The organism is Amnibacterium setariae (assembly GCF_003581425.1).
Classification (GTDB): Bacteria; Actinomycetota; Actinomycetes; order Actinomycetales; family Microbacteriaceae; genus Amnibacterium; species Amnibacterium setariae.
Map to the genome: position 1 here is coordinate 1 of NZ_QXTG01000004.1, position 20,151 is coordinate 20,151.

Annotated in this window: 17 protein-coding genes; 12 read left to right on the plus strand and 5 right to left on the minus strand. The window is 72.2% G+C overall.

Annotation, left to right across the window (positions count from 1 at the left end):
* Window positions 1-135 (minus strand): GDP-mannose 4,6-dehydratase (locus D1781_RS17210; protein WP_119483728.1); only part of this gene is annotated, 135 nt, incomplete at its 3' end.
* A 705-nt stretch (window positions 136-840) separates the two neighbouring features.
* Window positions 841-1,578: an SGNH/GDSL hydrolase family protein gene (locus D1781_RS17215; protein WP_147392146.1), complete on the minus strand. Its 738-nt coding sequence runs from the start codon at window positions 1,576-1,578 to the stop codon at window positions 841-843.
* A 320-nt stretch (window positions 1,579-1,898) separates the two neighbouring features.
* Between D1781_RS17215 and D1781_RS17220 the strand changes: the two genes are divergently transcribed.
* The 5 genes from D1781_RS17220 (at window position 1,899) to D1781_RS17240 (ending at window position 7,659) form a co-directional block, all read left to right on the plus strand.
* Window positions 1,899-2,909, plus strand: coding sequence for a glycoside hydrolase family 6 protein (locus D1781_RS17220; protein ID WP_119483764.1), 1,011 nt, complete (start codon window positions 1,899-1,901; stop codon window positions 2,907-2,909).
* A gap of 73 nt (window positions 2,910-2,982) precedes the next feature.
* Complete coding sequence (locus D1781_RS17225) at window positions 2,983-5,043, plus strand: hypothetical protein (protein ID WP_147392147.1); 2,061 nt, start codon at window positions 2,983-2,985, stop codon at window positions 5,041-5,043.
* A 20-nt stretch (window positions 5,044-5,063) separates the two neighbouring features.
* Complete coding sequence (locus D1781_RS18145; RefSeq protein ID WP_119483766.1) at window positions 5,064-5,678, plus strand: acyltransferase; 615 nt, start codon at window positions 5,064-5,066, stop codon at window positions 5,676-5,678.
* Window positions 5,675-6,814, plus strand: coding sequence for a glycosyltransferase family 4 protein (locus D1781_RS17235; protein ID WP_119483767.1), 1,140 nt, complete (start codon window positions 5,675-5,677; stop codon window positions 6,812-6,814). The genes D1781_RS18145 and D1781_RS17235 overlap by 4 nt, the downstream gene beginning before the upstream one ends.
* Window positions 6,811-7,659: a glycosyltransferase family 2 protein gene (locus tag D1781_RS17240; protein ID WP_119483768.1), complete on the plus strand. Its 849-nt coding sequence runs from the start codon at window positions 6,811-6,813 to the stop codon at window positions 7,657-7,659. Before D1781_RS17235 ends, D1781_RS17240 begins: the two co-directional genes overlap by 4 nt.
* On the opposite strand, the gene D1781_RS17245 is transcribed toward D1781_RS17240, so the two are convergent.
* A complete protein-coding gene (locus D1781_RS17245) occupies window positions 7,660-8,805 on the minus strand; it encodes a glycosyltransferase (protein ID WP_158590162.1) in 1,146 nt (381 codons plus the stop codon).
* 214 nt (window positions 8,806-9,019) lie between these two features.
* Between D1781_RS17245 and D1781_RS17250 the strand changes: the two genes are divergently transcribed.
* The 7 genes from D1781_RS17250 to D1781_RS17280 are packed head-to-tail and all read left to right on the plus strand — an operon-like array spanning window position 9,020 to window position 17,903.
* A complete protein-coding gene (locus D1781_RS17250; protein ID WP_158590163.1) occupies window positions 9,020-10,432 on the plus strand; it encodes a polysaccharide biosynthesis tyrosine autokinase in 1,413 nt (470 codons plus the stop codon).
* Between the two features lie 13 nt (window positions 10,433-10,445).
* Entirely contained in the window at window positions 10,446-11,762 is a 1,317-nt protein-coding gene (locus D1781_RS17255) for an O-antigen ligase family protein (protein WP_119483770.1), read from the plus strand.
* The gene (locus D1781_RS17260) at window positions 11,762-12,841 is read left to right on the plus strand and encodes a glycosyltransferase family protein (protein WP_119483771.1); all 1,080 of its coding nucleotides are present in this window, start codon (window positions 11,762-11,764) and stop codon (window positions 12,839-12,841) included. The genes D1781_RS17255 and D1781_RS17260 overlap by 1 nt, the downstream gene beginning before the upstream one ends.
* 34 nt (window positions 12,842-12,875) lie before the next feature.
* A complete protein-coding gene (locus tag D1781_RS17265; protein WP_119483772.1) occupies window positions 12,876-14,042 on the plus strand; it encodes a glycosyltransferase family 4 protein in 1,167 nt (388 codons plus the stop codon).
* Window positions 14,039-14,833, plus strand: a complete 795-nt coding sequence (locus tag D1781_RS17270) for an aldo/keto reductase (protein ID WP_119483773.1) — start codon at window positions 14,039-14,041, stop codon at window positions 14,831-14,833. Before D1781_RS17265 ends, D1781_RS17270 begins: the two co-directional genes overlap by 4 nt.
* Window positions 14,830-16,419, plus strand: coding sequence for a GMC oxidoreductase (locus D1781_RS17275; RefSeq protein WP_119483774.1), 1,590 nt, complete (start codon window positions 14,830-14,832; stop codon window positions 16,417-16,419). The genes D1781_RS17270 and D1781_RS17275 overlap by 4 nt, the downstream gene beginning before the upstream one ends.
* A complete protein-coding gene (locus D1781_RS17280) occupies window positions 16,416-17,903 on the plus strand; it encodes an oligosaccharide flippase family protein (protein WP_119483775.1) in 1,488 nt (495 codons plus the stop codon). The genes D1781_RS17275 and D1781_RS17280 overlap by 4 nt, the downstream gene beginning before the upstream one ends.
* 27 nt (window positions 17,904-17,930) lie before the next feature.
* Here D1781_RS17280 and D1781_RS17285 read toward each other — a convergent pair whose 3' ends face one another.
* Together D1781_RS17285 and D1781_RS17290 are read right to left on the minus strand one after the other, a co-directional pair.
* Window positions 17,931-18,647, minus strand: coding sequence for a WecB/TagA/CpsF family glycosyltransferase (locus D1781_RS17285; protein WP_199706741.1), 717 nt, complete (start codon window positions 18,645-18,647; stop codon window positions 17,931-17,933).
* A 361-nt stretch (window positions 18,648-19,008) separates the two neighbouring features.
* A complete protein-coding gene (locus D1781_RS17290) occupies window positions 19,009-19,983 on the minus strand; it encodes a GDP-L-fucose synthase family protein (protein ID WP_119483778.1) in 975 nt (324 codons plus the stop codon).
* Window positions 19,984-20,151 lie beyond the last annotated feature (168 nt).

The window sequence follows — 20,151 nt, forward strand, 5'->3', positions numbered from 1 at the left end:
CCGCGCCGTGTTGAACGTCGACGCACGACGGATCAGGCCGTGGACCTCGTACCCCTTCGACAGCAGCAACTCCGCCAGATACGAACCGTCCTGGCCCGTGATCCCGGTGATGAACGCGACCTTCTTGAACGGCATAGGAACTCCGAGATGGTGTGAGGGCTGGGGTCGACGCGCACTACCTCGGACACGACTCCCCTCATCGTGCCAGGAGATACGCCAACCCACCAGACCGAAGGAATTCCTGAGCCAGAGGACGCGCCGGGTCGAGGCACCGACCAAGAGGCCGAGCCGCTCGAAGCTCGATGGCCCCTGTAGCGCAGTCGCGCTATGACGCACGAAGCGGACGTTCCTTCTCGCGCCTACAGCGGTTCATCGTGAGCCGCCCTCGAGCTCGCTCGCATCGATCCCGCTAGACCTCAGCAAACGGAAACGAGCGAACGGCTGCGAGGCTCTCACAAGTTGATCGATGCAGTACGCGGCGTCAGAGCCCCCGGGAATCGGTGAGTTTCGTCCTACGGCGTCAACGCGCGCGGAGACGGCCGCCGTCGATGAAGGCGTGGAGCGCACGCTTCAGTCGACGCTCCGTCCGTCGCCTCGTCCGCGCTGCAGAGCGAGTGGGATCGGTCTGGATCCGTCGATGCGGGATGTGCAGGGTCAGCGCCATCGCGGTGAGCTTTCTGGGTAGGACGTCTCGCCGAACGAGCCGGCATCGCCACGTCGTTGTGGGTGCGGCGATTGAACACCTGATACGAACATGGCGGCAAGCCCCGGCGCCCGGTCGATACTTCACGGCGCTCGGGCCGGCGGGGCGACGCGCGCGCAGCGGCGGGCCGCGGCGACTCAGTTCGCGGGAAGCAGCTGCGCGACGATCGTGCCGAAGCGCGCGGCCAGCACCTGCTCGTCCGACTCGGTCAGGCGACTGCCCGACGAGGGCGTGCTGTTCAGCCAGGCCTGCTGCACCGGGTCCACGAACCGGATCTGGAAGGCGCCGGCGACGTTCTGCAGGTTCGTGCGGAGATCGGCGACCGTCAGCGCGTCGGTCCCTCCGCTCAGCACGGGCCCGACCAGGACGACGACGGCTTGCGGCGCCCTCGCCTGCACGGTGGAGATCGTCTGGCTCGCCGCGCGAGAGACCCGGAGCGGCGTCGCGGTCGCGTCGCGGGCACCACCGAAGACGAACACCACTGCAGCGTTCCTCGGCACGCGGGCGGCCTGCGCGGCGAGCGTTCGACCGTCCGATCCCTTCGAGAGGTAGCTCGACCCGGCCGAGGCGAAGGTCTGGACGTCCACGTCCTGCTGCGCCGCGACCCGCGCCGTCCATCGCTCCGACTGGCTCACGCCGGGGCCGGCCGCGCTCGTGCTGTCGTCGCCGACGACGGCGACGATCGGGCGAGCGGCGGGCGTGGGATCGGTCAGCGGCGGCGGGGTGTACTCCGCGGCGGACCGCTGCGCAGCACGTGCGTCATCCCGGGTCTTGATCACCGCGCCAGCGGCTGCCGCGACCGCGATCAGCGCGACGACGACCACGAGCACGACGAGGGCGACCCGTCGTCCCCTGCGCACTCCCCCGGCGACCATCCGCGTCAGTGTAGGGGTGCCGCTCCGCTCGGGCAGGGGCGGAGCGCGCAGCATGCGCGTCCTGATCGCCGAATCCCCGCGATCTGGGGGCCCGCTCCGGTTGATCCCCGACGAGCACGCCGGGATACTGGATCAGCCGTACCCACGGCGACCCGACCGACTCCCCCGATCCCCGCAGAACGCCCTTCCGGGCGTGCAGGACCGAAGGAGAGCGCGTGGCGCAGGAACAGGGCGAGGCATCGACCGTCGAACGGCTCGGGCGGACGGACGCTCCGGCGCGTTTCCCGACCGATGCTCCTTCGTCGACCTACCGTGTCGGCGTGCCGCGCCGGTCCCGCATCGCGACCCGCCTGCTCGCCGGCCTCACCGTCGCGATGACCGTCGCCGCCGCGCCGATCTGGACCGGTACCGCGAGCGCCGCGCCGTCCGGGTACTCCTGGTCGGACCCGCGGCCCTACGGGCGGTTCGGCCGACCCCTGGCCCTCGACCTGCACAACACCGCGGTGCAGCAGCTGGAGACCGCGGGCCCCACGCTGAGCGCCGCCACGCGCTCCGCGGTGCTGCAGATCGCTAAGCGCCCCTCCGCGAACTGGATCGGCGGCCAGAGCCCGGCCGAGGCGCAGGACCTCGTCTCCCGCATCGTGGCGAGCGCCACCGCGCAGAAGGGGCTCGCCCAGCTCGTCATGTTCAACCTGCCCAACCGCACGTGCGGCCGGGACGACGGCTTCCTCCCCACCACCGCGACGAGCTACCGCGCCTGGGTCCGCGGGTTCGTCCGCGGCCTCGCGAAGCAGAAGGCGATCGTGATCGTCGAACCCGACGCCGTCGCGATGGCCTCCTGCCTCCCCGTGAAGCAGCAGAAGGAGCGGTTCGCGCTCGTCAAGTACGCGGTCGACCAGGTGCGCGCGCAGGGCTCCTGGGCGTACATCGACATCGGCCACTCCAAGTGGCTCGACGTGAAGACCGCGGTTGCCCGCCTCAAGGCGTCCGGCATCAGCCGCGCCTCCGGGTTCAGCCTCAACGTCTCGAACTTCCGGCCGAACAGCGAGCTGGTGAAGTACGGCAACGCCATCACCGCACGCGTGCACCGCAACTTCGTGATCGACACCTCCCGCAACGGGAAGGCGCCGACGAACGCGCAGTGGTGCAACCCGGCGAACAAGGGGCTCGGGCACGCGCCCACCACACGGACGAACGTCAAGCACCTCGACGCCTACCTCTGGATCAAGAATCCGGGCGGCTCGGACGGCGACTGCAACGGCGGCCCCGAGCCCGGGCACTGGTACCAGCAGTACGCGCTGATGCTCGTGCGAAACGCGCGCCTGCGGTGAGGCGCCCGGCTCTTCCCGGCCCCGATCTGCGCAGGACCGCCGCTCGGCCCGGCAGTCGGGCGAGTATGGCTGCGTGGACCAGGACCCGATCCGTACCGCTCCGCCCGAGCAGGACGGCGCCCCGAGACCCGGCCCGGTGACCGCGACCCGTCGATTCGTGCTCGGCACCGCCCTCGCCGTGGCCGGAGCGGCGAAGGTGGGCACGCTGATCCCTGCGCCCTCAGCCGACCCCTACGCGGGAGCGACGCTCACGGGGAGCGCCGCTCGGACCACCGTCCTCGACGTCACCGAACCCGAGTTCGGCGCGAAGGGCGACGCCGTCCTGCTCGGTGACCTCGTCGTCCGGGCCGGCTCCCCCGTGATCGACTCCGCGACGGCGCCGTTCACCTCGACCGAGCGCGACCGCGGCAAGACCGTCCTCTGGCGCACCACGGAGGATGGGGTCGGCACCGGCGTCATCGACACCGTGACCTCCTCGACCAGCGCGGTCCTACGGGGCCCTGCGAGCGCCGCCTCGCGCGCCGACGGCGGCCCGAACACCAATGCCGTCATCGGCACCGACAACACGAAGGCGCTCGACAACGCCTTCACCGCCGCGCAGGCGGCCGCCGCGGGGGTCGCGCCGGAGCGGCGCCTCCAGGTCACGGCCGTCCGTGTCCACGTCCCGCGCGGGGCATTCCTGTTCACGTCGCTGCAGCCGTTCCAGCAGGCCGGCGTCTCGGTGACCGGGGAAGGGCGGTTCTCCTCGCTGCTCGTGTCCGCGGCGAAGGATCCCTGGCTGCAGCTCGCGCCCGCCGGCGCCTCGAGCGACCTGTATCAGGGGACGGCGACGGACTGGACGTTCGAGGACCTCCACTTCATCAACCCGGTGCACCGCAGCGGCTCCACCGAGGGCCGCCGCACGGGCCGCGCGATCCAGGACAACGGCAGCGGCGGCCTCCGCATCAGCGGCTGCATGTTCACCGGCCTCGAGGTCGGCTTCTGCGGCGCCCACGGCTCCGACTTCACGACGATCCGCGACTCCTACTTCTACCTGTGCGACACCGGGTACTACTTCGGCCCCGGCAGCCAGCAGGTCGAGATCTCGAAGACCGACGCCTCGCAGTGCCGGGAAGGCGCGGTGTTCGAAGGCGCCCCGCAGTGGCACATCGGTGGCGCCTCCTCCTTCGAGGACCCGTCCGTCGCTGCGGTCACGATCGCGGGCCCCACCTCCGGCACGACCCGGTACGGCCTGCCCGTGGACGCCCCGGGCGCCTTCTACTCCGGCACCTTCGTCATCGACGGCGCGACGTGGTTCGAGACGAACTCGGGCGGGAACGGCCGCCTCACGCCTCGGCTGATCTGGATGCATGGCGACGGCCCGTTCGGCACGCCCGCCGAGGGCCTGGTCGTGCGGGACGGGTACGTGATCGCCGGTGGCGAGCAGCGACAGGGCGGCACCGCCGCGTTCATCGAGTACTCCTCTGCGCGGACGTCCGAGGAGCCCGTCCTCATCGACGGGCTGCGGATCGGGGGGACGTTCCTGAACTCGGTGTTCCGGATGTCCGGCGAGGCGCCGACCTCGAGCCCTCGCGTGCTCGGAGTCCGGCGCCCGAAGGAGGTCGCGCTCCTGCAAGGGCCGACCGCCGGCGCGAAGGTGCTCGAACCGGACGGCTCCACGACCTGGCCGGTGCGGATCAGCCCGGCCGCGCCCGACACGAGCGCGCTGCGGCTCGTCCCTGCCCGCGCCTCGGGGACGCGCGCGCCGCTGCTCGCGGTCGGTGCCGCCGAGGAGACCCGGTCCGGGATCGCGGCCGACGGCGCGCTGCTGGAGGCCTTCTCGCAGGCGGACCCGGTGAACGGCGTCGTGACCGTCGACGCCGCCGCGTGCAACCACTGCACCAGTACGCTCTCGGACGGCCAGGTCACGATTCGGATCACGAACGCCCCGTCGACCGCCGGGCAGCGTCTCACGGTGGAGCTCGTCGCTCGCGGCGGAGCTCGCGCCGTGCGCTGGCCCGCCGAGTGCCGGTTCGCGGGCGGAGCCGCTCCGCAGACGGTCGCCGCGAACTCCAGGACCGCGGTGACCTTCGGCTGGAACCCGCGCGAGCGGCTGTGGATCGAGACCGCTCGATCCGAGGCCATCGGCATCTGAGACGCCAGAGGAGTGCACGCATGATCAGGACCCGCGACGTCGTCGTCAACCGGCTGCTCGAGGCGCCTCGGGCGCGCCTCGTCCTCCGACGTGCCGGAGCGGAGGTCGGCCCGGGCGCCGTCCTGCTCGGCGTGCCGCTCGTCTCGCGCGCGCCCGACTCCCGCATCGCGCTCGAACGCGGGGTGACCCTCGTGTCCTCGAGCCGATGGACCGCGCTCGGCGTCTCCCGGCCGACGATCCTCCGGACCCTGCTGCCCGGGGCCGAGCTGGTCATCGGCGAGGAGAGCGGCCTGTCGGGCGGCACCGTCTGCGCCGCGCACTCCGTCCGCGTCGGTGCGAGGGTCCTGTTCGGCGCCGACGTGATCGTCACCGACACCGACTTCCACCCGATCGACTCGATCCCCCGTCACCGCGCGCCGGTGCCCGCGCCGAAGCCCCGGGATGCCGTGGTGATCGAGGACGACGTCTTCATCGGCGCCCGTTCCATCGTGCTGAAAGGCGTGACCATCGGCGCCGGCAGCGTGGTCGGTGCCGGTAGCGTCGTGACCCGGTCCGTGCCGCCCGGCTCGGTGGTGGCCGGGAACCCGGCCCGCGTCCTCCGCCCGACTCGACCCGCAGAGGCCCCCGCCCGATGACCTCCTCCCCCGCCCGCCGACGCCCGGACACGCTCCGGGTCGCGCTCGTGCACAAGATGCCGACTCCGTACCGCGTGCCGGTCTTCGACCTGATCGCCCAGCAGCCGGGCATCGACCTGACCGTCGTCTACTCGAGCCGCCGCGAGCCAAACCGCAAGTGGGACGTGCCCGTCGGCAACGCCCCCTCGGTCTTCCTGAAGGAACGGGTGCTCGACCTCGGCGAGAACAAGTACGTCCACGTGAACTGGGGCGTCGGCCGCGCGCTCGCCCGCATCCGGCCCCACGTCGTCGTGACCAACGGCTACAACGTCACGGACCTGCTCGTGCTCGCCTTCGCCAGGCGTACCGGAGCCCGGGTCGTGTGCCAGATCGACGGCACGCTCGAGTCGGAGCGGACGCTGACGGCCGTGCACCGCCTCGTGCGCCGCCTCGCCGATCGTTGGACCGACGCGTACGTCGGCCCGAGCGACTCGACGCTGCAGCTGTTCCGAACCTTCGGCGCGGAGGACGACGAGGTGTTCTGGTCGCCGCTCGCAGTCGACAACAGCGCCTTCCAGGGCGGCGGACCCGACTCCCGCCCCTACGACCTGCTCTTCTCAGGACGGCTGACCGAGGTCAAGAACCCGCTGTTCGCGATCCGTGTCGCCGCCCGCGCCGCGGAGCGCCTCGGGCGGCGGGTCCGGCTGCTCGTCGTCGGCTCCGGCGACCTCGAGCAGGCGATGCGCGACGAGGCGGCCCGCCACCCGCGGCTCGATGTGGAGTTCCGGGGCTTCGTGCAGCAGGCGGGCCTCCCCGCGATGTACGCGTCCGCGAAGCTGTTCCTCTTCCCGACGCTGTGGGACCCGTGGGGGCTCGTCGCGAACGAAGCCGCTGCATCCGGCACGCCGACGATCGTCTCCCCGCATGCGGGAGCGGCCGGCGAGCTGATCCGCGACGGGCTCGACGGCCTCGTGGTACCGCTCGACGAGGACCGCTGGGTCGACGCCGTGACCGGGCTGCTGCAGGACGAGACCGCGTGGCAGCGGTTGTCCGCGGGCGCGGTGGAGCACGTCCAGCGGTACTCCTGGCAGGCGGCCGCAGACGGCTACGTCCGCGGCATCGAGCGAGCGGCGCGAGCCGCCACGGAGGCCTCATGATCACCGCGCTGCTGGCCTGCTACAACCGACGGGCCCTCACGGAGCGCGCGCTCCGCTCGCTCCTCGGAGCGGGAGCGGCGGCGGGGCTCGAGATCCGGGTCGTGCTCTACGACGACGGCTCCACCGACGGCACGGCCGACGCCGCGCGGGCGATCGTCCCAGAGGAGCGCCTCGAGGTGCTGCAGGGGGCCGGAGACGCGTTCTGGGCGCGCAGCATGGCGACCGCGGAGCAGCACGCGCTCGCGGACGCCAGGGACGGCGACCACCTGTTGTGGCTGAACGACGACGTCGTGCTCGCACCCGGGGCGCTGACGATGCTCGTCGACGTGCTCGACGATCGGACCGACCGGCTCGCCGTCGGCGCCACGACCGACCCCGAGACCGGGCTCGTGAACTACGGCGGGTACATCCGCTCCGGCGTGCACCCGCTCCGGTTCCGTCACCTGCAGCCGAACGGCACTGCGCAGCCGGTCGCGACGCTCAACGGCAACTGCGTGCTCGTGCCCGTCGAGGCGGCCCGGCGTATCGGCGGCATTCAGGGGTCCTACTCCCACGGACTCGCGGACATCGACTACGGCCTGCGCGCGAACCGCGCGGGGGTCGTGCCGTTGCTCGCACCCGCGCCGATCGGCACCTGCCCCTCGCACCCGCCGGAGCGGCGGCGGCCGCTGCGGGAGGAGTGGGCCCGGTTCCGGTCGGTCAAGGGCGGCGGGCATCCCGCCTCGATGCGGAGAGTGCTGCAGGAGGTGCGGCCGCGCACCTGGCCCGTCTTCTTCGCCTCGAGCTACGCGACCTGGTGGCTGCGCGCCCTGCGGAACGCCGCCCGCCGCAGCCCGACGGGCTGACTAGTCGCCGAGCCCGTACCAGCGGCGGAGCAGGCCGGGCATCCGGCCAGCGCTCCACCGATCCGACGGGCCCGGGACCGGATGCCTCAACGCCTCGACGACGCCGTCCGCGAGCGCCCCGACCAGGTCCTCGCCGGGGGGTGCGACCACTCCACCGTTGTCGCACAGGCGCACGGTCGCCTCGGCACCGCTGCCGGGCATGACGACGGAGGCGAGACCGCACGCGGCGGCCTCGCCGACGACCCAGGGCGACCCCTCCCGCGACGACGGATGCACCAGGAGCCGAGCGCGCGACATCACCTCGAGCGCCGTGCTGCGCTCGACCGCCCCGTGGAACCGCACGCGGTCCGCGACGCCCTCCGTCTGCGCGAGCCGCTCGAGCATCGGGCGCAGCGGCCCGTCACCGAGGACGTCGAGACGGACCCCTGAGAGCCGCGGATCGCGCAGCGCGCTGATCGCCAGCCACGGCCGCTTGCGCTCGACGAGGTGGCCTGCGATCACGAGCGACCGCTCGTCCCGCTCGAAGGCTCCGGGCTGCCGCTCGACCACGATGTTCGGCTCGACGGCGACCGCGTGCCCCAGCCCCTCCGCGAAGGCGCGGGTGTGGTCGTTGTTGACGACGACGAGATCGGCCACCCGCAGGTTCCTGGCCGCGACCCCTCCGGCGATGCGCACAGCGGCCCGGCCCAGCACGGCGATGCGCCCGGCCCCGCCGGACGCGGACGCCGGTACGGATAGCGGCCCCCAGACGAGCCGGTCCGCGACGCCCGCGGTGAGGACGGAGGGCAGGACCGCCGACGCGAACGTGACCTGGTGCGCGACCGTCAGCGGCTCCGCCTTCCCGATCGCTCGAAGCCTCCGACGAGCCGCAGGCAGCCAGGCGAGGTAGCTCTCCCTCGTCCGTCGGTCGCCGTAGCGCTGCAGGATCGGACCGGGTACCGCTACCGCGTGCAGGACCACCCGCTCCGCCCCCGCAAGCCGTTGCAGCCCCAGCCGGACGGCATCCTCATCACGGGCGTCGAGCACGAGGTGGACCGTCACCGCGGGCCTCAGCGCCAGCGCCGCCGACAGGAACGCCCATCCCACACCCGCCTCGCTCCCGGCGGTGGGATGGATCGTGAACGAGACCAGGGCGACGGCAGGCATGCGCCTCGTATCCTGCCGTCCGGGGCACGATCGCGCATCCTCGAAGCCGCTCGCACCCCCCGCTTTGGTGTGAGGCGTGACGCATCCGAAACGGCAGCAGGCCCCCGATCGGCGCGCTCGGAAGCTATATTCGCGGACGCCCATGCCGTCCGCCGCCCTGCGGACGCGCGCCGGAGCAAGGCGCCCGAACGCCAGGAGAGCACGGAGGAACCCCTTGGACCTGCACCAGTTCCTCCGGACCGTGCGACGGAGCTGGCCCGTGATCGTGATGGTCCTCGCCGTGTTCATCATCGTCGGCGCCGCCTACACGATCGTGCAGCGCCCCTCCTACTCCGCGTCCGCCACCGCGTATGTCTCCGTCTCCACGAACTCCTCGGTGAACGACCTCTCGCAGGGCGCCGACTTCGTGCAGCAGGCGGTCAAGAGCTACGCCGGCGTCGCGACGAGCGCCTACGTTCTCGAGCGGGTGATCGACCGGCTCGACCTCGACGAGTCGGTCGGGACGCTCAAGGAGCAGGTCTCCGCCCAGGCACCGGTCGACACGACCCTGCTCGACATCTCCGCGACCGCGTCCTCGCCGACGCAGGCGGCCGCCATCGCGAACGCCGTCACGACCGAGCTGTCGTCCGCCGTGGACCGGCTCACCCTCGACGCCCGGTCCTCCTCCTCCGCGGTCGTGCTGACCCGCATCGACCCCGCGACGGCACCGAGCACGCCGTCGAGCCCGAACGTCCCGCTCAACCTCGGGATCGCCGCGATTCTCGGGCTCGCCGTCGGGCTCGGCATCGCCGTCCTGCGCGACCGCCTCGACACCCGCATCCGCGACCGCGAGGAGGCCGGCGCGCTGGTCGCCGCTCCCGTGCTCGGCGAGATCCTCGAGGACCCGCGGGCGGCCTCGCGCCCCCTCGTCGCCGTCGGCGGCGACGACAGCCCCGGCGCCGAGGCGTACCGCACCCTGCGGACGAACCTGGAGTTCCTGGACTTCGACAAGCGCCCCCGGTCGATCGTCGTGACGTCCTCCATCCCGCGCGAGGGCAAGACCCTCTCCGTCGTGAACCTCGCCGCGGTGACCGCCGAGGCCGGCCACTCCGTCGTCGTCGTCGACGCCGACCTCCGCCGCCCCCAGGTCGGTCGATACTTCGGGCTCGAGGACCGCGTCGGGCTGACGGACGTCCTGCTCGGCACCGTGCGGCTCGACGACGCGATCCAGCAGTGGGGCGGGCCGCAAGGGCCTCTCGTCCTGCCCGCGGGCCGGATCCCGCCGAATCCGAGCGAGCTGCTCCAGTCGGAGGCCATGCGCGAGCTGATCGAGCAGCTCGAGGCCCGATACGACGTGGTGCTCATCGACACGCCTCCCCTCGTTCCCGTCTCGGACGCCGCGATCCTCACCCGCCGGACCGGCGGCGCGCTGCTGCTCGCGGCCTCACGGCGCACCCGCAAGGCGGACCTCCGCCGCGCAGCCGCGAACCTCGCTCAGGTCGACGGCCGTCTGCTGGGAGTCGTGCTGACGATGGTCGCCGGACGCGACTCCGCGGCATACAGCTACGAACGCGCCCAGCTGCCCGCCGCTTCGGAGCAGCCCGACGACGCCGAGCGGCCGCGGGTCCGCGAGCGGGCGCGTTCATGAGCGCGGCGCGCTCGTGATCCTGCTCGCGGCGGGGGTCGCCGTCGCGTTCGCCCTCTGGGCGGTGATCGCCGCTCCGGTGTGGGTGGTGCGGTGCCGCGAGGCAGGCGGCCACTGGGCGCTCGCCGGAATCGTCTACCTCAGCGGGCCGGTGAACGCCGTGATCCAGCTCACGTACCCGGGCGGCACGCCCGGCGGCTTCAGCCTGCTGCTCGCCCGCGGCAACACCATCGCCGCCTGGACGCTCGGCGTCGTCGCGCTGCTGTCGGCCTTCCGCACCCCGCGGCGCGGGCAGGGGCTGCTGCTCGGCGCCGTCGTCGCGTTCTACGGGGCGCTGCTGCTCTCGTGCGTCATCGGCTACCAGCCGGCCCCGCCTCCCGAGGAGTACTTCATCACGCCGCTGCTCGTGCTGCCTTTCGTGCTGCACGGCGGCTACGAGTGGCGGTGGCTCGTGACCGTGCTGCGGCGAGCCCTGCGGGCCATCGTGGTCCTCAGCCTCGCCTCGATCCCCCTCCTCCCCTCCATCGCCTACGACCCGGAGTGCTGCCGGGAGCTCTTCGGGATCGAGCGCATCCAGGGCATCACCGGCCACCCGAACACGCTCGCGATCCTCGCCTGCTTCGCCGTCATCCTCGAGCTGCGCGGCGGTCGACTGATCTGGCTCGTACCCGAGCTCGCCGCGATGCTCGTCGCGCAGTCCACCACCAGCTGGGTCGCGCTCGCACTCGGTCTGCTCGTGATCGCCGGGAGGCTCGGGCGCACCGCCCGAGCCGTCGCGATCACGGTCGGGCTCTGCGCCGTCGTGTTCGCCGTCACCGACCGGCAGCTCGTCAACGACTTCTTCCCTCCGGAGTTCTGGACCTTCACCGGCCGGACGACGATCTGGCAGGCGGCCCTCGCCGGCTTCTTCCTCTCGCCGTTCACCGGGTACGGCCCGAACCTGCTCGACGCCCAGTACCGGGCGGAGTACCTCGGGGTCTTCGACGCGGCGGGGCAGGCGCACAACCAGATCGTGCAGACGCTCGGCGGGACCGGCCTGATCGGCATGGCCTGCCTGGTCGCCGTGCTCGTCGGCCTCGTTCGCGGGGCCTCCCGCGCCGCCGCCGCGACCGCCGGTCTGTCGGTCGCCCTGCTCGTCGCCTTCGGAGCGCGCCTGCTCTCGGAGACCCCGCTCAACCCGCAGGGCAGCACGGCTACGCTGCTCCTCCTGCTCGCCCTCTTCGGCATCACGAGTGCCGGATCCTCCCCCGTCGTCCGGAGCACCGACGGCATCGGCGGTGAGCCGGGAATCCGTGAACGACGGACGGACCGAGCGCAGGAGGTGACCGCCTGATGGCCGCGCCGCGCGTGCTGTGGGTGCCGAACGAGATCGGCGACGCGCTGCAGTCCGGGTTCCGACGGGCGTTCGCGGACCTGCTCGCCATCGGCGCCGTCGCCGAGCTCGAGGTGTTCAGCCTGGAACGACGCATCCGCGCCGGCGGCGATGCCGCCGCGCACCGCGCGGACCTGCTCGCCGCCGCCGAGCGGTTCCGCCCCGACCTCGTCCTCCTGCAGCACGTGGGCTACACGGGCCTCACCGACGGCGACATCGATCGTCTACTCCGGCACGGGGCCTCGATGGTCTACCACGAGGGCGACCCGTACACGCGGCGGCTCCACCCGCTGCCGCCCGCCGCGCGCGCCGCGGGTCGTCGCGCCGACGTGGTCTTCACCTGCGGCGCGGGCGTGTTCGCCGCGAACTTCCGTCGCTCGGGAGCGAAGCGGGTCGAGTGGGTGCCGAGCGCTTTCGACCCCGCGCGCGTCGACGCCTCCCCGAAGCCGGCGGTCCGCGACCTCGACCTCGTGATGATCGCCAACCGCAGCCGAGCCCGTGTGCGGCCGCTGCCGGCGGCCGCCGACCGGCGCCGGTTCGTGGAGCTGCTGCAGCAGCGGCACGGCCGTGCTCTCGGTCTCTACGGGAACGGGTGGACCGGACCGTCCGCACGCGGCGCGCTCCCCTACCCGCAGCAGTCCGCAGTGATGCGGACCGCGTGGCTCAGCGCGAACTGGGATCACTTCTCCGAAGAGCCCTGCTACTTCTCCGACCGGCTGCCGATCGCGCTCGCCTCCGGCTCGCTGCACGCCGCGACGCTGCATCCCGGCTACGGCGCGGTGTTCCCCCCGGAGACCAGTCGATTCCTCATCACCGGATCGTCCCCGGAAGACCTCGTCACGCGCATCGACCGCTATCTGACGACCACGAGCCCGGATGAGCGCGTCGACGCCGAGGAGGCGGCCAGGCGATTCGCATGGCGACACTTCCGCCAGGACGATCAGCTCGTGACGCTGCTGAACGCGGTTGGTGCCGGCATCGATCCGGCTCGCGCCGCGGCGGCCTGGGACCTCACGACCGCACCCGTCACCGCGGGATGAGCCCGGTCGAAGCGCCTTCAGGACGGGAGCGGACATGCACATCGCGCTGACCGGTCCGATGACCCTCTCCCTGCTCGAGCCCGAGCTCGGCAGCGAGATCCCCTCCTCGGGCTTTCCGTTCCCCGGCACCTCGCAGCTCGTGCTCGACTACCTCCGCGCCGGCCACGAGGTGACGGCGATCACCACCGGCTTCGACATCGCGGAGCCGGTGCGACGCTCCTCGGGACGTCTCGAGGTGCTGGTGCTGCCCTCCCGGTCTCGAGGACGCGCGCGCGCGTTCGACTTCTTCCGCGAGGAGCGGCACGCCATCACCGGAGCTCTGGACGCCGCCGAGCCCGACGTGATCCACGCCCACTGGACCTACGAGTTCGGCCTCGCCGCCCGCGCCGCAGCAGCGCCCGCGCTGGTGAGCGTGCACGACTGGGCTCCCGCGATCGCCAGGCTCAACCGGCACCCCTACTGGTACTTCCGCTGGGTCATGCAGGTCGCCTGCCTGGCTCGCCGCGGGGCACTCGTGGCGCCGTCGTCGTACATCGCCGACCGCGTGCAGCGCTGGTACCGCCAGCCGTGCGCGGTCATCCCCAACGGTGTCGACCTTGCCGCGTACACCACCGTCGTGCCGTCGCACCGGCCCGTCGTCGCGATGCTCAACGTCGGGTTCACCGACAGGAAGAACGTCGAGACCGGGCTGCGGGCGTGGCCCGCGGTCCGTCAGGCGCATCCTGAGGCGGTGCTCGCCCTCGCGGGCCCGGACTTCGAGCCGGGCGGCGTCGCCGACCGCTGGGCGCGAGAGCACGACCTCGCCGCCGGGGTCCGGTTCCTGGGCCCTCTCGATCCGGACGCGGTGCCGGCGTTCCTCGGCGACGCCGCGCTCTTCCTGCACACGAGCCGCGAGGAGTCGTTCGGCGTCGTCCTCGTCGAGGCGATGGCCGCGGGCCTGCCCGTGATCGTCGGTGCCGACTCCGGAGCCGCTCCGGATGTCGTCCGCCCAGCGGGACTCGCCATCGACGTCTGCGATCCCGGAGCCGTCGCGCGAGCGGTCGAAGAGCTGCTGTCGGATCCCCAGCGACGCGAGCGGATGTCGCGCTCAGGACGGGAGGTCGCCGCGGCGTACGCCGTGGAGCGCTCCTCAGCCGCGCACCTCGCACTGCTCCGCGAGGTCGCCGGCTCCCGCCGGACCGGCACGATGGAGCAGGCATGACGACGGGCAGCGAGGAGCACCACTTGGAGATCGGCGTCGGCACGTCCACCCTGCGTTCGCTCGGCCGTCGAGCGCCGATCGCGGCGGTGGTCCGCCTGCTCGAGACCGCGGACCGGGCCGGCGTCCGCTACATCGACACGGCGGACACCTACGGCGCCGGGTCTGCCGAGCGGGCGATCGCGGGCGCGGTGCGGCGTTCTTCCGCGCTCCGCGACTCGGCCTCCCCGTTCCGGGTGATCACCAAGATCGGGTACCGCACCCCGGACCTCCCCGGCCCGCTCCGCCTCCTGAACCAGCCGGTGAAGAAGGTCGTCCAGCGGGGTGCGCAGCAGGCCTTCGACGCGAGTTCGTTGATGGTCGCGTGGGCGGGAAGCCGCCGGCGGCTCGCGCAGCTCGACGTGCACGCCTGCTGCCTGCACAATCCGTCGCGCGAGGTGCTGGAGTCCGGCGACGCGCTGCGTGTGCTCGGCCGGCTGCACGCGCGGGGCGCATTCCATCACGTCGGGATCTCCGTCGACGACATCAGCACGGTCGACCTCGTCTCGCGGCTCGACGGCGTCGGACTGGTCGAGCTGCCCGCGGAGGCCTGGACCACCGTCGCTCCCGAGGTGCGCAGCCGATTCCTCAACCGCGGCACGGAGGTCGTCGTCAATCGCGTTACCGCCCTCGACCGCGACCCGGTCGTCGCGCTTCGAGCCCTCGCCGCTGGTCCTCAACCCCCGACCGTCGCCGTCGTCGGCACGCGGGACCCCGACCACCTGGTCGCCGATGCCGAGGCGGTCCGCTCGTGAGCAGCCCGACGCCTGACGTCGTCGTCGCGCCTGACGCCGTGGTCGTGCTCGGCACAGGGCCCGCCGGCATCGCGGTCGCCGAGGGGCTGCTCCGGCGCGGTCGGACGGTGGTCCTCGTCGACGGCGGAACGACGCGCGAGCGTGACGGCGATCGCGAGCTGAACGCCGGGGACGAGGCCCGTGGTGTCTGGGGGCACGAGCCCCTGCACGAGAACCGGCGTCGCGTGCTCGGCGGCACGAGCACGGCCTGGGGCGGGCGCTGCATCCCGCTCGATCCCGTGGACTTCGAGCAGCGCGACTGGATCCCCGACAGCGGATGGCCGATCACCTACGACGAGTTCGCCCGCTGGATCCCGGAGGCCGCACGGCTGCTCGAGATCCCTGACACGCCCTTCCGCCAGCCCGTCTCCGACCCGGTCCTCGGGACGGACGGGGAGATCGACGGCTCCCCGATCGAGCTGTGGAGCCCCCCGACGGACGTCTCACGGGTACTGACGTCTCTGCAGGCCACGGAGTCCCGTCTGACGGTGCTCACGGAGCATCACGTGACCGGACTCGTGCTCGACGCGGACCGGCGGGTGGTGGGGCTGCGCGCCGCCACCGAGCGCGGCGAGGTCCTGGTTCGCGGCGCCCGCTTCGTGCTGGCCGCCGGGGCGCTGGAGAACGCCCGCCTGCTCCTCGCCTCCGCGCTCGCGGCCGACCTGCCCGCGCTCGGTCGGTACTACATGAGCCACGTCTTCGCGACCTACGTCGCCTACTCCGGGAAGCCGCTGCCCCGCGCAACGGGCTTCTTCCGCATCGGCAAGACCTACGCGCGCCACCGGTGGCAGCTCACCGAAACCGCTCAGCGCAGCGCTCGCGTGGGCAATGTGATCGGCTTCATCGCGCGACCGCCGGTGCACCGGATGTCCGTCCACCTCGACCCGCTCTCGGCGACGATCGGAGCCGTGAAGCTGGTCCGGCGGCACCTCCGCTCGCCGAAGGGGCTCTGGCAGCAGCGGCGGCAGCTGGCCGTCTACGGGCGCGTGATCGTCGCGGCCCCGCCGTCGTTCTGGCCGCGCGTTGCGGCCCAGTCCCTGCAGCGGGGACGCCGCAACCGGCTGCCCATGCTGCTGCCGCCGCTCGAGGCGAAGACGCACCACCTGACGGTCCAGGCCGAGCACCTCCCCCACGCCGACAGCCGGGTCCTGCTGTCCGACCAGGTCGACCGCCACGGCGTCCCCCTGCTGGTGCCCGACATCGACTTCCACCGCGACGACTTCGCGTCGGTCGAGGTGTTCCATCGTGCGATGGAGCGCTTCCTCGGCCCGCTCGGATTCCGTCCGGATCAGGATGCGGCGACGGCGACCCGTTCGCTCGCTCGCGACATGTACGGCGGGTTCAACTCGAACGCGCACCACATCGGCACGACGCGCATGGGGACGTCTCCCGCGACCAGCGTCGTCGACGCCGACTGCCGCGTCCACGGTGTGGAGAACCTCTGGGTCGCCGGCGCGTCCGTGTTCCCCACGAGCGGGCATGCGAACCCGACGCTCTCGATCGTGGCGCTGGCCTGCCGACTCGCCGACCGGCTCGGTTCCGCATGACCGAGGAGCGGTCGCCGGCCGACGCGCCGGTCTCGGCACGTCGCCTGGCCAGCGGGGCGGCCTGGACCTACGGCAGCCAGCTCGTCGGCGTCGTGGCGCAGTTCGGGTACGCGGCGGTCACCAGTCGGCTCGTCGGGCCGGAGCAGTTCGGCATCTACGCGATCACGCTCGCGATCACGGCGCTCGTCACCCTGCTCGCGACCGGAGGACTCGGGCAGACAGTGGGCCGCCTGCAGGAGGTGCTGCCCTCCACCGTCCACGCCCTGTGCACGTTGGCGCTGCTGCTCGGCCTGGCATCCGCCGCGGTGCTCGGGCTCGCCGCACCGCTCTGGGCGGGTCTGTGGTCGACGCCGGAAGCGACTCCGGCGGTCGCCGTCATGGCCATCAGCGCGTTCACCGCGCCGTTCTACGGCTTGGTCACCGGGCTGGTCCGCCGGCTCGGCCACTTCCGCCTGCTGGCCGCGCAGCAGCTGATCGGCACCCTGGCCGGCATGGGCGCGGGCGTCGTCGCGGTGCTGCTCAGCAGGACGGACATCAGCCTGCTCGTCTCTCCCATCGTGGCCCAGCTGCTCACCACCGTTCTCTGCGCGTGGACCTCCCGCCGGCATCTCGGTCTCGGCCGTCTCGGCGGGGCGGTGGCCGAGCTCTCCTTCAGCGCGAAGCTGACGGTCGCGAGCGTCCTGTCGTACGGCGTCGGCAACGTCACGCGCATCGTCGCGACCGGAGCACTCGGGCCGTCCGCGATCGGTTACTGGAACCGCGCCGAAGTCATCTCGATCATCCCGTTCCAGCAGGTGCAGACGGCGCTCATCCAGACGATCTATCCCGAGTTCCGGCACGACCGGGAAGGGACGGAGCGGGCGCGCAGAGTGTGGACCGATCTGCTCGTCATCACCGGCTGGGGTTTGATGGTGGTGGCGGCGGTCGGAGCCCTCGCGGTACCCGCCCTCGTGACCGTCCTGCTCGGTCCGCAGTGGTCGGCAGCGCGCGTGCTCGTGCCGATCCTGATGTTCGCCGGCGCCGTGCAGGCCGTCGGCACCATCCTCGCGGCCGCGATCGAAGCGGTCGGGCGCTTCGCCTGGGTGTGGAGCACTCAGATCGCGCTCCTCGTCCTGCAGGGGCTGCTGGCCGTCGCGATCGTGCTGACGCACTCGCTCGTCGTGGCGGTCGCGGGCATCCTCGTGACGAGCGTCGTCCGCCAGGTGTGGCAGGGCGTGCTGTGCACGCGCAAGGGCTACCTGGACGGCCGCCGACTGCTCGCGAGCTCCGCAGCCGCTGCAGCGGTCTGTGTCGGCACCTGGGCCGTTCTCGCGACGATCCTGCTTTGGGTCGGACCAACTCTGCTCAACACGGCGATCTGCCTCGTCGCAGTGGTCGGCGTCGCTCTGCTCGCTCGGAAGCGGATCGCGGCGCTGCCCGTGGTCCGGCTCATGGCCGGCTACGGCCTGCTGCCCGGCGCCCGGGGTCGCCGAGCGGCCCGTTGAGCACCTGCGCTCGACGGACGCGCAGCGTCAGCTCGTCGACCAGTGCACCGCGGCGGCACGGATGAACCGGGCGTTCCCGAACAGGTAGCGCCGCCAGAGCCTGCGAGGCTCGACCGCGAAGCGGAAGGCCCACTCCATCCCGATCGCTCGCACCCAGCCGGGCGCCTCGCGCAGCGTGCCCGCGGCGTAGTCGAAGGCGGCTCCGACGGCGACCGCCGCAACGGGCAGCGACCTCGCGAGCCGTACGACCTCGCGGTCCTGCTTGGGCGTGCCCAGCCCGACCCAGACGACGTCGGCACCGCTCGACCGGATCCGCGCATCACGCTCGGCGAGCTCCGCGTCCGAGGGCGTTCTGAAGGGCGGCGAGTCCGCCCCGACGATGAGGATCCCGGGGAACCGCTCCTGCAGCGAATCGCTGAGCGCTTCCAGCACGGACGGCGTCGCGCCGAGCAGGTAGTGGCGCACGCCGATCGCGACGCCCTGCTCGCAGACGTCCAGCATGAACTGCGGCCCGCGGATCTGCCGCAGCGCGGGCCTGTCACGGCGGAGTCGGGAGACCCATGACACGGGGCGGCCGTCCGGGAGGTTCCAGCCGTCGCCGACGAACGCCTCAGCGGCGAGATCCGGATGCCGGTCCGCGAGCGCGATCGAGTACGCGTTCAGGAGGTGCACGTGCTCGCCCCGGTCCGCGGTGCGGGCCGCCTCCGCGAGATCCCGCGCGGCGTCGATCGGAGTCGAGACCACGAACGGCACTCCGCCGATCTGTCGGCGCACCGACCAGCGCTCGGCCAGCGGTGCTCCCTCGAGCGTCAGGGCCGCAGGACGAGCTCGGAGGTCCTCGTCATCACGTCCTGCAGGGCGCACGCGACCAGCGCTGTCGTTCCCGCGGGGCAGCGGCCCCTCGTCCGGCTCGTTCATCACGGTCTCGCTTCGTTCCATCGTCGCGCGCACCGAGCGAGGCCTGTGCAGCCGCCCTGATGCTCCGCGCCGGTGCCGAGTGTCCCGTGTCGTTCGGGTTCTCGATGCGCAGAGACTGCACTCGTTGTCAAATCGAAAGGATCTTTCGTGGCTGTTCCCAGCCGCCGAGCCGTCTCGTGGAGCACGTTCAGCCCCTCAAGGCATCCGCGTGCCGCCGGTACCAGTCGACCGTCGACGAGAGTCCTTCGGCGAGCCCGATGCGCGCGGTCCAGCCGGCGTCGGCGAGCTTGGTGACGTCGAGCAGCTTCTGAGGTGTCCCGTCCGGCTTCGTCGTGTCCCACTCGGTGTCGCCGGTGTAGCCGACGACCTCGGCGACGGTCTCCGCGATCTCCCGGATCGTAACGTCGCTGCCGGTGCCGACGTTGACCTGGGCCGGCCCGTCGTAGTGCTCCAGCAGGTGCAGGCAGGCGTCGGCCATGTCGTCCACATGTAGGAACTCACGCCTCGGGCTCCCGGTCCCCCAGTTCGTCACCGAGGTGGATCCCGACGCCTTCGCCTCGTCGTATCGCCGGATCAGCGCCGGCAGCACGTGCGAGCCCTTCGGCGAGAAGTTGTCGTTCGGCCCGTAGAGGTTCGTCGGCATCGCCGAGATCCACGGCAGCCCGTACTCGCGGCGCACCGACTGGACCCCGAGGATGCCGGCGATCTTCGCGATCGCGTACGCGTCGTTCGTCTCCTCGAGATGCCCGGTGAGGAGGGTGTCCTCCTTGATCGGCTGCGGCGCGAACTTCGGATAGATGCACGACGACCCGAGGAAGAGGAGACGCTCCACGCCCTGCTCCAGCGCCGCGTCCATCACGTTCGTCTGGATCCGCAGGTTGTCGGACAGGAACTCGACCGGGAAGGTGCTGTTCGCGAGGATGCCGCCCACCTTCGCCGCAGCCAGCACGACGACCTTCGGCTTCGCCGCCCGGAAGAATGCGAACGTCGCGTCCCGGTCCTTCAGGTCCAGCTCCGCGGACGTACGACCGACGACATCTTCGAAGCCCTCGGCCTGGAGCTTGCGGACGATCGCGGACCCGACGAGACCGCGATGGCCGGCCACGTAGACGCGCTCGGAGCGGGCGAGCGACTTCGGGGTGAAGGGAACGCCACCCTGCAGGTCGGTGGCTGCGTCGCTCACGCGCCGACGCCCAGGGCCGCGTTCTTCTTGCTCGTCCAGGAGTCGAGCTTGACGGTGTCGATCCACGGCCGACCCTCGTGCTCGAGCGCCTCGACGTCCGCGTCGACCATCAGCTTCGCCAGCTGCAGCCCGTCGACCGTCGGCGTC